This window comes from Flavobacterium sp., assembly GCF_039916025.1.
In the GTDB taxonomy this organism is placed as follows: domain Bacteria; phylum Bacteroidota; class Bacteroidia; order Flavobacteriales; family Flavobacteriaceae; genus Flavobacterium.
Genome location: NZ_JBDSMB010000200.1, coordinates 1 through 14,854 on the forward strand (window position 1 = coordinate 1; position 14,854 = coordinate 14,854).

The 14,854-nt window shown below is 34.9% G+C and carries 14 protein-coding genes; 4 read left to right on the forward strand and 10 right to left on the reverse strand.

Annotation, left to right across the window (positions count from 1 at the left end):
- Together ABIQ27_RS14300 and ABIQ27_RS14305 are read right to left on the reverse strand one after the other, a co-directional pair.
- Window positions 1–1,069: Nif3-like dinuclear metal center hexameric protein (locus ABIQ27_RS14300; RefSeq protein WP_348034595.1), on the reverse strand; the 1,069-nt coding region annotated here is incomplete at its 3' end.
- 100 nt (window positions 1,070–1,169) lie between these two features.
- On the reverse strand, window positions 1,170–1,736 hold the full coding sequence (locus ABIQ27_RS14305) for a hypothetical protein (RefSeq protein ID WP_348034596.1): 567 nt from the start codon (window positions 1,734–1,736) through the stop codon (window positions 1,170–1,172).
- 115 nt (window positions 1,737–1,851) lie between these two features.
- On the opposite strand from ABIQ27_RS14305, the gene lpxK reads away from it, so the two are divergent.
- Both lpxK and ABIQ27_RS14315 read left to right on the forward strand, forming a co-directional pair.
- A complete protein-coding gene (gene lpxK / locus ABIQ27_RS14310; protein WP_348034597.1) occupies window positions 1,852–2,871 on the forward strand; it encodes a tetraacyldisaccharide 4'-kinase in 1,020 nt (339 codons plus the stop codon).
- The gene (locus tag ABIQ27_RS14315; protein ID WP_348034598.1) at window positions 2,843–3,658 is read left to right on the forward strand and encodes a purine-nucleoside phosphorylase; all 816 of its coding nucleotides are present in this window, start codon (window positions 2,843–2,845) and stop codon (window positions 3,656–3,658) included. Before lpxK ends, ABIQ27_RS14315 begins: the two co-directional genes overlap by 29 nt.
- Here ABIQ27_RS14315 and ABIQ27_RS14320 read toward each other — a convergent pair.
- The 4 genes from ABIQ27_RS14320 to ABIQ27_RS14335 form a co-directional block, all read right to left on the reverse strand.
- The gene (locus ABIQ27_RS14320; protein ID WP_348034599.1) at window positions 3,655–5,769 is read right to left on the reverse strand and encodes an ATP-binding protein; all 2,115 of its coding nucleotides are present in this window, start codon (window positions 5,767–5,769) and stop codon (window positions 3,655–3,657) included. The genes ABIQ27_RS14315 and ABIQ27_RS14320 overlap by 4 nt on opposite strands.
- A gap of 94 nt (window positions 5,770–5,863) precedes the next feature.
- Window positions 5,864–6,862, reverse strand: a complete 999-nt coding sequence (gene gap / locus ABIQ27_RS14325; protein WP_348034600.1) for a type I glyceraldehyde-3-phosphate dehydrogenase — start codon at window positions 6,860–6,862, stop codon at window positions 5,864–5,866.
- 39 nt (window positions 6,863–6,901) lie between these two features.
- The gene (gene lipA / locus ABIQ27_RS14330) at window positions 6,902–7,771 is read right to left on the reverse strand and encodes a lipoyl synthase (RefSeq protein ID WP_348034601.1); all 870 of its coding nucleotides are present in this window, start codon (window positions 7,769–7,771) and stop codon (window positions 6,902–6,904) included.
- A 103-nt stretch (window positions 7,772–7,874) separates the two neighbouring features.
- Window positions 7,875–8,771, reverse strand: coding sequence for an FkbM family methyltransferase (locus ABIQ27_RS14335; protein WP_348034602.1), 897 nt, complete (start codon window positions 8,769–8,771; stop codon window positions 7,875–7,877).
- Between the two features lie 260 nt (window positions 8,772–9,031).
- On the opposite strand from ABIQ27_RS14335, the gene ABIQ27_RS14340 reads away from it, so the two are divergent.
- Both ABIQ27_RS14340 and ABIQ27_RS14345 read left to right on the forward strand, forming a co-directional pair.
- Entirely contained in the window at window positions 9,032–9,358 is a 327-nt protein-coding gene (locus tag ABIQ27_RS14340) for a hypothetical protein (protein WP_348034603.1), read from the forward strand.
- Window positions 9,359–9,444: 86 nt separating this feature from the next.
- On the forward strand, window positions 9,445–9,843 hold the full coding sequence (locus ABIQ27_RS14345; RefSeq protein ID WP_348034604.1) for a VOC family protein: 399 nt from the start codon (window positions 9,445–9,447) through the stop codon (window positions 9,841–9,843).
- 7 nt (window positions 9,844–9,850) lie between these two features.
- Here the strand turns inward: ABIQ27_RS14345 and ABIQ27_RS14350 are convergent, their stop codons facing one another.
- The 4 genes from ABIQ27_RS14350 to ABIQ27_RS14365 form a co-directional block, all read right to left on the reverse strand.
- Window positions 9,851–10,684, reverse strand: coding sequence for a L,D-transpeptidase (locus tag ABIQ27_RS14350; RefSeq protein ID WP_348034605.1), 834 nt, complete (start codon window positions 10,682–10,684; stop codon window positions 9,851–9,853).
- Between the two features lie 49 nt (window positions 10,685–10,733).
- Window positions 10,734–12,275 carry a glycosyltransferase family 39 protein gene (locus ABIQ27_RS14355; RefSeq protein ID WP_348034606.1) on the reverse strand — a complete coding sequence of 514 codons (1,542 nt, stop codon included), beginning with the start codon at window positions 12,273–12,275 and terminating at the stop codon, window positions 10,734–10,736.
- Window positions 12,265–13,509, reverse strand: a complete 1,245-nt coding sequence (locus ABIQ27_RS14360) for an MFS transporter (RefSeq protein ID WP_348034607.1) — start codon at window positions 13,507–13,509, stop codon at window positions 12,265–12,267. The genes ABIQ27_RS14355 and ABIQ27_RS14360 overlap by 11 nt, the downstream gene beginning before the upstream one ends.
- A 92-nt stretch (window positions 13,510–13,601) precedes the next feature.
- Window positions 13,602–14,744 (reverse strand): C1 family peptidase, encoded by a 1,143-nt coding sequence (locus ABIQ27_RS14365; protein WP_348034608.1) that lies wholly within the window; start codon window positions 14,742–14,744, stop codon window positions 13,602–13,604.
- Window positions 14,745–14,854: the final 110 nt, after the last annotated feature.

The following is a 14,854-nucleotide window of genomic DNA, read 5'->3' on the forward strand; positions in this document are numbered from 1 at the left end:
TTTCTTCCGAAAAATTGACTGCAAAATTAGGGATTTTTTTCTTAAGAAAATCAACAATATAATTTTTTGTAAATCTTTCACTTTCAAAGTGCCCAATGTCTGCTAAAACAATCTGATTTTCAGCTTCGTAGAAGTTGTGATACTTCAAATCGGCAGTCAAAAAAACATCAGCATTTTCCAGAATCGCGTTCTTTATCGCAAAACTTCCCGAACCGCCAAGCACAGCAACCTTCTGAATAGGTTTTCCACGCAAAGCGCTGTGACGAATTCCGCCGCACTGCATTTTGTCTTTTACGAAGGCTAAAAATTCGGTTTCACTCATTGGTTTTTCGAGTTCACCAATCATTCCCAAACCAATATTCTGATGTTTATTTTGTGTGTCATAAATCTCGTAAGCCACTTCTTCATAAACATGATTGGCAAACAATGCTTTTACCATTTTTGATTGCAGATGTTTTTCAAAAACGACTTCAATTTTAATTTCATCTGTTTGTGTTAGTTCGCCTTTTATTCCAACAGTTGGATTGCTTTCTTCATTGCCCAGATAAGTGCTGAATCCTTCAGAATTAAAACTGCAGTTGTCGTAATTTCCGATGGTTCCTGCGCCTGCAGCGAATAATGCATTACGCAACACATAAGCATTTTTCGGAACGGTATAGGTAACAAGTTTTTGAATGAAGTTTTGTTTTGGAACCAAAATCTTGGTATTTGTCAAACCTAAAGCATTAGAGAAAATTTTGTTTACACCATCTTTGTGATTGTCCAAAGCCGTGTGAACAGCATAAATCGCAATATCGTTTTTGATGGCTTTCAGAACTGCACGTTCCACATAATTCTTACCCGTAATTTTCTTTAATCCCGAAAAGATAATAGGATGGAAGCACACGACCAAATTGCATTTTTTGGCAACAGCTTCGTCGATAACATTTTCTAAAGCATCGTGGCAAACGAGAATTCCTTTCGATTCATTTTCCTGATTTCCTACTAGTAAGCCAACATTGTCAAAGTCTTCGGCATACGCCAAAGGCGCCATTTCTTCTAAGATTGAGAGTATTTCTTTTATTTTCATATTATGCTGAATTTATTTCAGTATCTTTTGTAGCCACGAATGCACGAATGTATTGTTTTAATTTTAAAAACTCCCGATAGCTATCGGGACTGCCAACTATTTAAGTCGCCCATTTGTTTAAATAGTCTTTTATCGTCCAAATGCCGTTTACTTTTTCGAGTAATAAGTAACTGCCACTATTGTGCTCAATGCTTCTGTAGAATGCAACTTTTACTAAAGCATTATTTCCATCTCCAAAATAAATAGGTTTGCTGATAATCATCAAACGCTGGTTGTTTTCGCCATGTTTTGCATAATCTGCCTGAAATTCTTCCAAAGACAAACAGTCGTTAACTTTGCTTTTTAGATACTGATTTTGATTGTCAAACAACATATTATAAGCTGCAGACCAATCTTCATCAACAGTAATATCGATTTGCTTTTTGATTTCGGCTTTATTGTTTTTGAGTAAATCGCTTTTTGAAATTACTTCCAAAACTTCCTCGTTGTTTGGTGCTTTTCTGCAATAAAAACTTAACAATTGCAATCTTCCTTTGGCAATTATTTTTTCGTCTTTATAGTATTTGGAAAAGATTATTTTCAGAATAGCAGCATTGTCTGTTTCCTGAGAAAAAACAGCTGCTGTATTTATAAAAAAAGCAATGATTAAAAGGTATAATGTTTTCATAGTTGTGCCACGAATTCACGAATAATTTAAAATATAAACTTTTCAAAGATAAAATGTTTCACATCAAAATTAAAAACATTCGTGTATTCGTGGCTTATATTTTTATATTTGTTAGATGAATTTGTTGCGAAAATTACTCTTTCCTTTTGCCATATTGTATGGTTTTATCACTTCTTTAAGAAATTATCTTTATGATAAAGGTATTCTGAAATCGTATTCCTTCGATATTCCGGTTATTGCCGTTGGAAATTTGAGTGTTGGCGGCACAGGAAAAACACCACAGATTGAGTATTTAATCCGGCTGCTTTCTCCCAATTATAAAGTAGCGACTTTAAGTCGGGGTTACAAACGAAAATCAGAAGGTTTTGTTTTGGCTGATGCTTCTTCAAATGCTGAAATTCTTGGCGATGAACCTTTTCAGTATTATAAAAAATTCCCAGATATTCAGGTTGCAGTTGATGCCGACAGACGAAACGGAATCGAACAATTATTAAAACAAAAAACAAAACCGGAAATTATTTTATTGGATGATGCTTTTCAGCACCGCAAAGTGAAAGCAGGATTTTATATTCTTTTGACGGCTTATGATGATTTGTTTTGTGATGATTATATATTGCCTACAGGAAACCTTCGCGAAAGCAGCAAAGGAGCAAAACGAGCGAACTTGATTATAGTAACCAAATGTCCGCCAAGCATTACTGGAATCGAACAGGAAAATATCAAAAAGAAACTAGACGTTGACATGCCTATCTTTTTCCACAGTATTGTTTATGATGATAAAGTCTATAACGATTCCGAAAGTTTAACGGTTAGTGATTTAAAATCAAAACAAAAAATAGTACTTGCCGGAATCGCGAAACCAAAACCATTTTTCGAATTTTTACAAGCTGATACTGATGAAATTATGACATTTTCGGATCATCATCATTTTAGCGAAAGCGAAATTTTATTGATAAAAAGCAAAGCAGAAGACAAAATCATCATCACAACTGAAAAAGATTTTGTACGTTTGGATGCTAAAATTTTAAAAGCGCAATTATATTATTTACCAATCAAAAGTAAATTTGTGAGCAATCAGGAGACTTTTGACCAAACAATTTTAAACTATGTGGGAACTTGTACAGGAAACCGTTAATTATATTAAAGAAAAAACCAATTTCACACCAGAGTATGGTGTTATTCTAGGTTCCGGATTAGGAAGTTTTACTGACGATATCAATATCGAATTTACATTGCCTTATAATGAAATTCCGAATTTTCCTGTTTCAACAGTTCAGGGTCACAAAGGCGCTTTGGTTTTTGGAACAATCGGAGATAAAAAAGTTATGGCAATGCAGGGACGCTTTCATTTTTATGAGGGTTATGATATGAAGCAGGTAACGTTTCCTGTTCGTGTGATGAAATATCTCGGTGTAACTAAATTGGTAGTTTCAAATGCTTCAGGTGGCGTAAATTCTGATTATGAAGTAGGTTCAGTCGTGGTTATCAAAGATCATATCAATTTCTTTCCGGAACATCCGTTACATGGAAAAAACGATGAGCGTTTTGGACCAAGATTTTTGAACATGAATGAAGCTTACAATAAAGACATGATCCAAAAAGCAAAAGCAATTGCGGTTGAAAATAACATTACCGTTTTTGATGGCGTTTATCTTGGTTTGCAAGGCCCAACATTTGAAACTTTTGCAGAGTATAAAATGGTAAAAATCCTCGGTGCTGATTGCGTTGGAATGTCAACCGTTCCTGAAGTTATTGTTGCCCGACACATGGGAATCGAATGCTTTGGATTATCTGTAATTACGGATATGGGCGATGTCGAGACTGCAATGGAAGACGTTAGCCACGATGAAGTTCTAAAAGCTGCAGCAAAAGCAGAGCCTCATGTTAGAAAATTAATCAAAGAATTAATTCTTCAGTTCTAACCCAAATTCGCTGCAATAATTTTATAGAAATTTTCAGGTTCAAAAGGTTTGGTGATTACATCAGTCATGCCAAAGGACATCAGTATCTCCCTATTTTCATTTAAGGAAATTGCTGTCAGTGCAATGATTGGTTTCTTGGTGTCATATTCCCGGATTCTCTCTGTGGCAATGGTGCCATTTATGCCTGGCAAATGAACATCCATCAGGACTAAATCGAAATCATTTTCTTTGCTGAGCATTTCAACAGCTTCTTCACCATTGTCAATAATCTGGCATATAATCTGTTTTTTCTCGAGCATTTTTTTGGTTATCATCTGATTGATTTTATTGTCTTCAACAACCAAAATCTTTTTGCCAACAAGTATTTCATCCGAATACAATTTCTCTTTTTCAACTACAATTTCTTTGGTGCCATGCTGTAGATTCAATTCAAAATCAAAAGTAGTTCCAACGCCGACTTCGCTTTTTAAGTTGATTTCTCCGCCTAACAAATCAACTACTTTTTTAACAATCGTCAATCCTAAACCGGTTCCGCCATATTTTCTGTTGATTTCAATAGAACCTTGTGAGAAACTTTCAAAGATGGTTTCCTGTTTGTCTTCTGGAATTCCGATTCCGGTATCGCTAATCGCAAAATTTATCCTGGAATAATCTTCACCGCTTTCCACTACTTTAGCAGTCACTTTGACTTCACCATTTTTAGTGAATTTCAATGCGTTATTAATCAAATTGATAAATATTTGCGACAGCTTAGTTGGATCTCCAAGCAGCATTACGGGAACATCTGGATCTATTTCTAAGGTAAATTTATTGTTATTTTTTGATGCAATTTCCAGCATCGTATTTTGAATGTCCAGCAGCAGTTGTTTGATATCAAAATCGATATATTCAATTTCGATATTGTTCGACTCAATTCGGTTGATTTCCAGAATTTCATTGATGAATGTCAACAGGTAATTCCCCGAAAACTTCAAAGAATTCAAGTAATGCACCTGATTTTGCTTAGGATTATCTTCAATCAATAAATGTGTTATTCCGTTGATAGCATTCAGTGGCGTTCGAAGTTCATGGCTTACGGTTGATAAAAATTCAGCTCTTGCTTTTGACGCTTTTTCAGCATTGTCTTTAGCAATTTGCAGTTCGAAGTTTTTCTCTTTTAATGTATTGTTTGATTGCGTTCTGATGATGTTATTTTTATACAATGACAAACTCAAAAGCGACAGAATCGTAATCAACGCAATTGCCAAAATACTGATAAGCTTAGCGAATTTGTTGGTTTTTTGTTGTGTTTCATTTTCTTTTGTCATTTGATCAATGGCTTTTATTCGCTCACTTTCCTTAAAACTCACATAGTCATTTGCATTTAATTTTTTATTGTACAAATGAGAAAGGCTGTCTTTTAACGCCAAGTGCTCTTTTAGATAATTATAGGATTTTTTTAAGTCAAGCAATTTTTCATAGGATTTACTCAAATCCAATAGAATCTTTACTTTTTGATCCAAATTCTTGTCTCTTATACTCAACAATAATGCTCTGCTCAAATAGTTAACACTTAAATTGTAATGTTCCATGTTTTCTTCTATTGTTCCCAGTTGGTACAAAGCTTCGGCCTTGGTTTTAAAAACATCTCTCGAATCGTCTTTTGAAATTATTTCATTAAACAACTTGGAGGCCAATTCTGTCTTGCCATTGTTTTTGTACAAAATCCCTTTTTGCAGATTCATAAACGGTGAAGCATCAATCTTTAATAAATTATAGATGGATTCAGCTTTATCAAAATTATCCTCTGCTTTGTCAAATTCTTCCAGACTCATATAGCAGAGGCCAATGTTATAGTAACAAAAGGCATAATCTGTTGATGGTATAAGTTGACTGTATAAATCGGCGCTATTTGAAAATGACTCTAAGGCGTCGTTAAATTTTTTTAAATCAAAATAAGTTGTGCCAAGAAAGAATAAAGCGTCTGCTTTTCCTTTTACGTTGTTATGAAGTTTCGCATAATTGTAGGCTCTCTGAGAAAAAACAAGAGCAGATTTGTAGTTGTTTGTTTTTTTATTGAAATTGGCCAACTGAATATAATAGGCAGTGCTGTCAATTTTTTTTATTGACATTTTTTGCCCAAAAAAGGCAATAGGAATAAATATGAAAATCCAAATCCATTTCATTAATGAGGCCAATAAGATTATGATGCTAAAAGTAGGTAAATTATTTTTTCAACAGAAGTATTAAATCAATTATTCGGGAAGAGTAGCCAATTTCGTTGTCATACCAGCCTACAACTTTTACCATTTTGCCAATGACAGAAGTCAGTTGAGCATCAAAAAGACAAGAGTTTCTATTGCCAATAATATCTACAGAAACTATTGGATCTTCGGTATAATCAAGAATTCCTTTGAGTGATGATTGTGATGCTTTTTTGAAAGCTTCATTGATTTCTTCAATAGTAACTTCTTTTTTTACATAACAGGTGATATCAGTCAAAGAACCATCTGGAACAGGAACGCGAATGCCACTTCCGCCAATTTTTCCTTCCATTTCAGGGAAGATTTTAGTCAACGCTTTTGCCGCTCCAGTTGTAGTTGGCACGATTGATTGACTGGCACCACGAGCACGACGCAAATCTTTGTGCGGCTGATCGTGTAAACTTTGGTCGGTTGTGTAAGAATGTACGGTTGTGATATAGGCTTGTTCAATCCCACATAATTCGTCAATGATTTTTATCATTGGTGCGGCATTATTGGTTGTACAACTGGCATTGGAAACTATGTTTTCGCTTCCGTCCAAAATATTTTCGTTTACACCAAGAACTACAGTTTTAATTTCGGGAACTTCAGATGGCGCTGAGAGAATTACTTTTTTGGCGCCAGCCAGAATATGTTTGTTGATGTCTTGAAAAGTGTGGTATTTCCCTGTGCTTTCAACCACAAAATCAATGTCTAATGAATCCCATTTAAGATTTGAAATCTCACTTTCGTGAAAAAACAAATACGGTTTTCCATCTACGATTATTGATTTATCATCAGCGGAAACTTCGAATGGTAAAACGCCATGAATGCTGTCATATTTTATCAAATGCGCCATGGTTTTGTTATCGGCAATATCATTGATGGCAACCACTTCAATCGAAGGATGATTGAGCAGCAATCGGAAAAGATTTCTTCCGATACGTCCAAAACCGTTGATGGCAATTTTTGTCTTTTCCATAAAAAGCTAATTACTAATCACTATTTACTAATTACTTTTTTAAAGAATATGTTTTTCTGCGTGATAAGACGAACGCACTAACGGGCCACTTTCTACATGACGGAATCCCATTTCCTTGCCCAGTTTTTCGTATTTCTCAAATTGCTCAGGCGTAATGAATTCTTTTACAGGCAAATGTTTTTTGCTTGGTTGTAAGTATTGACCAATGGTTACGATATCTACATTTTGGTCACGCAAATCGCGCATGGTTTGAATCACTTCTTCTTCGGTTTCGCCAAGACCAAGCATAATGCCCGATTTGGTTCTGCGAATTCCACTGTCTTTCAGATATTTCAAAACTGCTAAGCTTCTGTCATATTTCGCCTGAATACGAACTTCACGTGTCAAACGTCGAACGGTTTCCACGTTGTGTGATACAACTTCCGGATTGGCTTCTACAATTCTGTCGATGATTCTTTCTACACCTTGAAAGTCCGGAATTAGTGTTTCTAAAGTCGTTTCAGGATTCATTCTGCGAATGGCCTGAACGGTTTCTAACCAAATAATAGAACCCATATCTTTTAAATCGTCACGGTCAACACTGGTAACCACGGCGTGTTTTATTTTCATGATTTTGATTGAACGCGCCACCTTTTCAGGTTCATCCCAATCTACCGTTTCAGGGCGCCCGGTTTTTACACCACAAAAACCACATGAACGCGTACAGATATTCCCCAAAATCATAAAGGTTGCAGTTCCTTCGCCCCAGCATTCGCCCATATTTGGACAACTGCCTGAAGCACAAATAGTGTTGAGTTTGTATTTGTCAACTAAGCCACGAAGTTCAGAATATTTTTGACCGATAGGCAATTTTACTTTTAGCCATTTTGGCTTGCCAACGGGTAAATTGTTATCTATGATTGATTCCATTATCAATTTTTTTTGCGGTACAAAGATAAAGAATGTAGATTGAAGATTGTTGATTTTAGAATTTAGATTTCTTATAGTTTAATAGGTGTAAGAAATTTTAGTTTTAATCAATTTTTGCCAGTGCTTTCAGTCCAATACGTTTGGATACATCCGAAGTGCAGATTAAGTAGTTAAAAGAGTTGTTCCGACAAATTTTATCTACTTTGGTGAATCCGGTAATTTCATTAATGCTGTAAAGTTCATAATCAATATTGGCAATTAGTTTTGTTATGCCATCTGCAATGGTTTCGTTAAGAACCTCAATCAGCAAGGTTGGTTTGAACTTGTTTAAATTTTCCTGAAATCCCTCCAACGCTTCTACTTCAAAAGTTTCCACATCAATTTTTACCAAATCGATTCGGGGAATTGCATTTTGTTTTATGAATGAGTCGAGTGTGGTTAAAACGACCTTTTGAGGAATTGTCTTTGAGTTGTTTTCTCCCGGTAGACTCGTAAGACTAGCAGTTGTAGTATGAGCAGTATCGTGATCGTACAAAATTGATTCTCCATTCTTGTTTGAAACAGCATGGTTACAAGTAAGAATGTCGTATCCGTTTAATTTGATGTTATGATTTAATTTTTTGTAGATTCTGTCAACAGGCTCAAAGGCATAAACTGTTGAAGTTGGATTAATGCATTTTGCCAATAGGGAATAAACTCCTGTGTTGGCGCCAACATCAAAAATATACTCAGATTCTTTGGCTAAAGCAGACCATATTTTTAATGAATTTTTTTCCCATTCGCCATAAAGCCCTTTCCAGAATAGACAGTTTTCAATAAACAAGTATTCGTAATTTTGAATCTTGAAACTCTTTTTGTCATCCACTTTTACTGTAAATACGCCGTCAAAGTTTAGATTTCGGTAGACTTTTTTATTTGGCGAAACTATTTTTATTAAAACGAAACAGAATTCTTTTTTGAATGGCAATAATTTATAGCAATAACTAAGGACTTTTTTCATGGGTTGGTTTAACAAACAGGCGTTAGGCGATTATAAAAATAATGTTAATTATGCTTATTCAGCAAGATATTATTATATTCTTTTAATTTATTCGGAATTCTTTTTTTGGGACATTTAGGTTTATATAACAACTGCAATTCTAATTTTTTGTCGTTAGTCGTTTAATTGTAACCATATAACTTTTTTCGGTTTAAATAGAACAATTCAAACTCATTTAATCTTTAATTTAGTTCCTGTTAAACAACCTCAAATCAAAGATTATGAAAAAGAGAGCCCTTACCCTGTTATTGATATTAGTTTCTATAGTTACATATTCGCAGACTGAACAAACTAAAACTCAAAATCAAATCGGATTAATCACTTTAGAAAAGCTTGTTGATACCATTAAATTGGAAAATGAATCTTTACGCAATGTCAAAGCGGTGAATGTTATGGTTGATGATATGCTGATTGAGAATCTCCAACACTATTTGATTAATCCCATAAACATCGAAGCGCAGGAAGTACTTGTATTAAACATTAATGGAGCAAACAGAGCTTCTATAATAATAAATACCAGAAACAGACAACAAATTACCAAGCTGTAAACATATAAGCTTTTCCAATTTAAATACAACAATCTCATTCTTTAAATCCTTAATTTAGTTTTCTGTTAATCAAAAAATTGAATGCTATGGAAACTAAAATGATATGGGCTAATCTGGCCTCCACTAATCTCGAAAGGATACGTAAATTCTACAACAGTCTTGGATTCAGATCCAATGATAATATGAGTTCATCAGAAATTGCCAGTTTTACTTTTGCCAACAACAACTTTATCATCAATTTCTTTATTCCTTCCAGAGTAAAAGATGATGGTAATGGAGGCATCGGAAATTGGGAAGGCCAAAGTGAAGTTATATTTTCGCTTCAGGCTGACAGCAAGGAAAAGGTAGACGAATGGCGTGAAAAAGTACATTTGGCCGGCGGAAAAATTATATCAGAACCACAACCTTATGAACAAGGTTATACATTTTGTTTTGCAGATCCGGACGGTCATAAATTTAATGTCCTCTATTGGTCTGGCATGTAGAAAAGAATTATTTGGAATTTTCTCTTTTTTGCTGTTCCTCCAGTATTTTGGTTAAAAAGGGCTTAACCTCTTTTTCAATTGTATTTTCAGAGAAGTTTAAAGCTTTTGGTCTATTAACGAGTTTAAGCCAAGGCTTCGGTGCATCAAAATCATAACTTCCAAAAATAATTAACGGAGTTCCTTTTAGTTTAACGGTTTGTTTGTCCTGTAAAATCCATTCATCAGCCCAGTCATAAAGATATTTTGCATCTCTTTCCTGAAGTCGAAGGCAAGAGTGTGAGGCAGGATAACCCGGCAACTCATATTGATGCCAGCCGACACCTAATTTGTTGGCGACATTAAAATTCCATTTTAAATCCCATTCGTCGTTAAAAGTGCTGGTTGTTTTTTCTGCTTTCCAGTTGGTAAAAAATAATCCAGTTGGAGTTTTATCCGCTTTTCGTCCCATGTTTGTTGGGCCGGTTCGAATTAAATAACCATATTCATAAGTGGCGAAAGTTTGTGTTGCATACGAAAAGAGTATGATTTTGCTAACATCATTCAGCGCAGCAACTTCAAAAGGAAATGGAAGGTAGTATGCGATATCTCCGGTCAAATCTTTGGGAACTATGATGGAATCCATTTTGGCAATATTGGCTCTGTCAGTTCTGTTAGCTGCGAGAACTATCAGGATTTTAGAACTGTCATTTGATGCCAACCAACTTTTGGATTTTTCAAAATGATAGCCAAATGATTTAGGTTTTACTCGCGTTGGCGCATCTTTTTTATGCATCACAGGTTTTTCGTGTTTACAAGAAGTCAGAAATATAAAAATGCTGAGGATAAGGATATACTTTTTCATAAAAGCAAAATTCCTTATTTACAGCGCGAAAAGTGTTACATAATTTTGATTAATCGTTATTACTTTTAAAGTTTTTCAAATCTTCTACTTCCGTTTTAAGCCTCTTGTTGATGTCGATTTTTGCTTTACTGAAAATAAAAATTCTAGTTTTATATTCTCTTGCTAATGTGTTTGTAATTGAGTCTGCTAAAATAGAAGTTTCAAAAAACGGACTCGTTTCTTTTAATTCATCTTGACTTCCGTCAAACTCTTTAACTCTTATCAAGTTGTCAATTTTATTTTCAAGCTCGAACCAATTAATATAGTCGGCGTTGAATGAAACGGCTTTAATCTGCTTGTTTTTAGAATAGTAATTTATGGCTCCGGCTTGACCGTAATTATCCGTTATAATAATTGTTTGTTCTTTGTTTGGAAGCTTACTATAAATTTTATCAATCTTTTCAGCTAACTCTTTCCAACCAAGCATATCAGCAAAGTCCTGTGGCAGTTCATGGTCTTTTCCATCTTCCCAATGAAGCAGTCCAAATTTTTTATAAGGTTCAGAATGTTCCACAGTGTATTGCGGACTGTTATTTGGAAACACAATTTTGTAAATAGGTATAAAGAGCAAAAGAGGTATGGCAATTGCAATTGGCTGTAAATATTTCTTCCAGCCAGATTCTAAAAGATACCCCAGATAAACAGAACCGAAAGCAATATAAATAGGATAGATTCCAATTGCGTAGTAATCTTTTGCTTTTAAGTAAGCAAAAACAGCCAGCGTGAATATTATTGCCCAAAAGAAAAATCTATATTTTTTGAATGGAGAATAAGACAACAATGCAAAAAGTCCAAAAACGATAACGAATAATGAGCCAATATAGAAGAGTAATTGTCCCTTGAAAAAATCGAATCTATTTACATTGACTAACTGCGTGTCGGCTAATTCCTTGAGATGATGAAAGACGGGAAAGGAGTTGTTGTATTGCCATAAAAGATTTGGCAACACCAGTAAAAATCCCAAAACGCCAGCTAGATATAATTCTTTCCTGGTGTAAATTTTGCGTTGTTCTGTTAGCAAAATTGCCGGAAAAACACCAATCAACAAAAAGACAAAATTGTACTTATTCAGAGACGCCAGAGCAAATACGATTGCACCAATGAAAAACCATTTTTTATTTTCTGAAGAAAAATATTTGATAAGGATAAAATAAAAGGTTGTCCAGCATAAAACATCAAATGAATTCGGCTGAAAAAGCATATTCAATCTCAATAGCGCTGAAAATAAAATGCAGATTGAACCTAAGATTAAAGCAAATAAATTTCCTTTTAGGGTTTCTATTGCTTTCCAAACTACCAGAATTGTCAATGCGCCAAACAAAGCCGGGAAAAATCTAACCCAGAAGACAGAATTCCCAAGGAGTTTTATCATATAAGAAATCCAGGAAGTAAAAGGCGGGAGCGATTGAAAGCCCCAAGCCAAATGACTAGCTTGGTCGAGATGCAAGTATTCGTCTCGCTGCAGGTCGTATTCAGGGCTGACTAAATTGTATTGAATCAGGAATTTTAATAAGATGAAGCCAATTAAAATGAATGTTTTTTTATTCCACATAATCCAAATCTTTATGATGCGTTTCGCTAATGGTAAGTATGGCATAAAAAGCTAAACCAAAAGCAATCAGGCCTATAAAAGCAGCAGAATATATTACGCTGTTAGTGTGTTTTAAGTAATCAAAACCAATAAGCATAATTGGAACTGAACCCCGAACCATATTGGGAACACTCGTAGTAGCCGTGCTTCGTAAGTTGGTGCCAAATTGTTCCGCTGCAACAGTAACAAACAGTGCCCAGAAACCAGAACCAAATCCAATCCAGGCACAATAGAAATAATACATGTTTTCGGTTTTATTGCCGCTAAAAAGAAGCAGTAAAACTCCGACCAACGTAAACAGTAACATATACAAGATTGCTTTCTTTCTTGATTTTAAAACATGCGAAAACCATCCGCTGGAAAAATCACTTATTGAAGTTGCGGTATATGTCCATAGGATTGCCTTTCCTGGATTGATAGAAGCGATGCCCATTTCGGGAGCAAATTGGTTGGCCATAAAAACTAAAATTCCGATGCCATACCAAATCGGAATTCCGATAAAAACACAACGCATGTATTTTAGGAAAAGCGTTTTATTGGTAAAAAACGAAAAGAAATCACCACGTTTTATAGCAGTATTTTCCTTTATGGTTTTATACATGCCGCTTTCGGCAACGCTAACCCGTAATACCAATAATGCTAAACCAAGTAACCCGCCAATGATGTATGCTGTTGTCCAGCTTCCGGCTAATTCAACTGTAAATTGTGCAACGACAGCACCAAGTACGCCAAAACCAGCAACGATTGAAGTTCCGATAGCGCGCAATTCTTTGGGCAAGGTTTCGGAAACTAATGTTATTCCGGCACCTAATTCTCCGGCTAGACCAATTCCGGCAATGAAGCGCAATACAGCATAAATAGTTCCTTTATCTGCAAAATTCATTTGAGGTAAAAATCCGCAGGCAATATTGGCCAATGAATAGACTATGATAGAACCAAATAAAACGGAAAGTCGCCCTTTTTTATCTCCAAAAACACCCCAAATAATTCCACCAAGTACTAATCCAATCATCTGGTAATTGATAATCATCGTCCCGACTTTATCAGCATCCAATCCCATGCTTTTCAAACTTGGAATTCGGACAATGCCAAAAAGCAATAAGTCATAAATATCAACAAAGTAGCCAAGTGCAGCAATGATTACAGGGAAACTTAAAAGAATTCGAAATTTTTCTTTGGTGGTAAATTGTTTCATTTCTAAGGATTTGATTTGTTAAATATAGAAATAAAAATAAAAAACCTGCAAGAATTTGATTCCTGCAGGTTTTTTGTCTAGATGAACTTTAATTAAACTCCGATAGCTATTTTGGTTTTTTTGGTCAAACCTTCTTTATTCAGCAGCACTGAAATAGCTTTTAGGCGAATATAAGGAACGCTCATATAGAAGAAGCCTTCTTTTCCGGCTTTTGTGCCCCAGGAGTTTTTGACCTTGTAATATTGATTTCCTTTTTGATCAGCAACTTTTCCAACGATGTGCATTAAATGGTCATCCTGTGTGTCATAGTTTTCAAACTCAGACTGACGATATTCCTGAGTAACATTTTTTTCAGGTTTGATTTCTTTTAAAATAGCTTTAGTGTCATTTACATTTTCAGGAACAACTGCAACTCCGCTTTCTCTTCCAAAAGTTACTTCACTGTTATCGGTGTCTAACGCCAATGTATATCCTTTATCCAAGGCATTGTCAATATTTTGTATAAATTCATCTAAAGGCATGTTGTACATGCTTCCATTAGCAAAATTATCAGGAATATTTAAAATCAATTTCGAATAAAATGGCTCGTTTGTGAAAGAAGTTATAGTAACATAATCATCCAGATTTAACTTTGTCGATGCCAAAAATTGCTTTGGTGTAAGCGACTTTCCTTCATTCGCTGTTTTGCCGTCGATAGAGATGTTTGGGGAAATTATTTTATTGTCGTCGTATTTTCCGAGGTATGTATCTAAAACTGAAGCATAATCTGCTTTCCAGTTAGGATATTTTTTTGGCGTTTGAGCAACTGCTTTTTTTACAATTGCTTCTAATTCTGCAACCATTTTTTCGTGATTGTAAACCAAATCAGCATCAGTTTTTCCGATAAAATTGTTTTCAGGCACGACACCATATTTTCTGGCACTATTAATAACATCATGAGCTAATCCGCCTTCGCCAAACTGTGTTTTTCCTTGTCTGGACACATAATTTTCGGCTTTGTCAAGATAGGTATTGCGGACATTATACATTTCAGAAAGATCAACTTTCTTTCCGGTTATGCGGATAATTTCAGATTCCAGAAAAGACGTAGTAGCAAAACTCCAGCATGTTCCTGTTTGATCTTGTGAAATAACAGGCGTTGTTTCAATATCTTTAACCGTATGGAATTCATAAGTTTGTGAAAACCCTACATAGCTGAATAATAAAAAAGCTATGTAAAATATCGATTTATTCATATGGATTTACTTTTGTTTTTGTAGTTAAGAGTAAAAAATGCTTTATTTTTACGGTAAAAATAGAGCAATTTATTTTTTCTAACTTTTATTTTAACAAATTTTAGCATTTA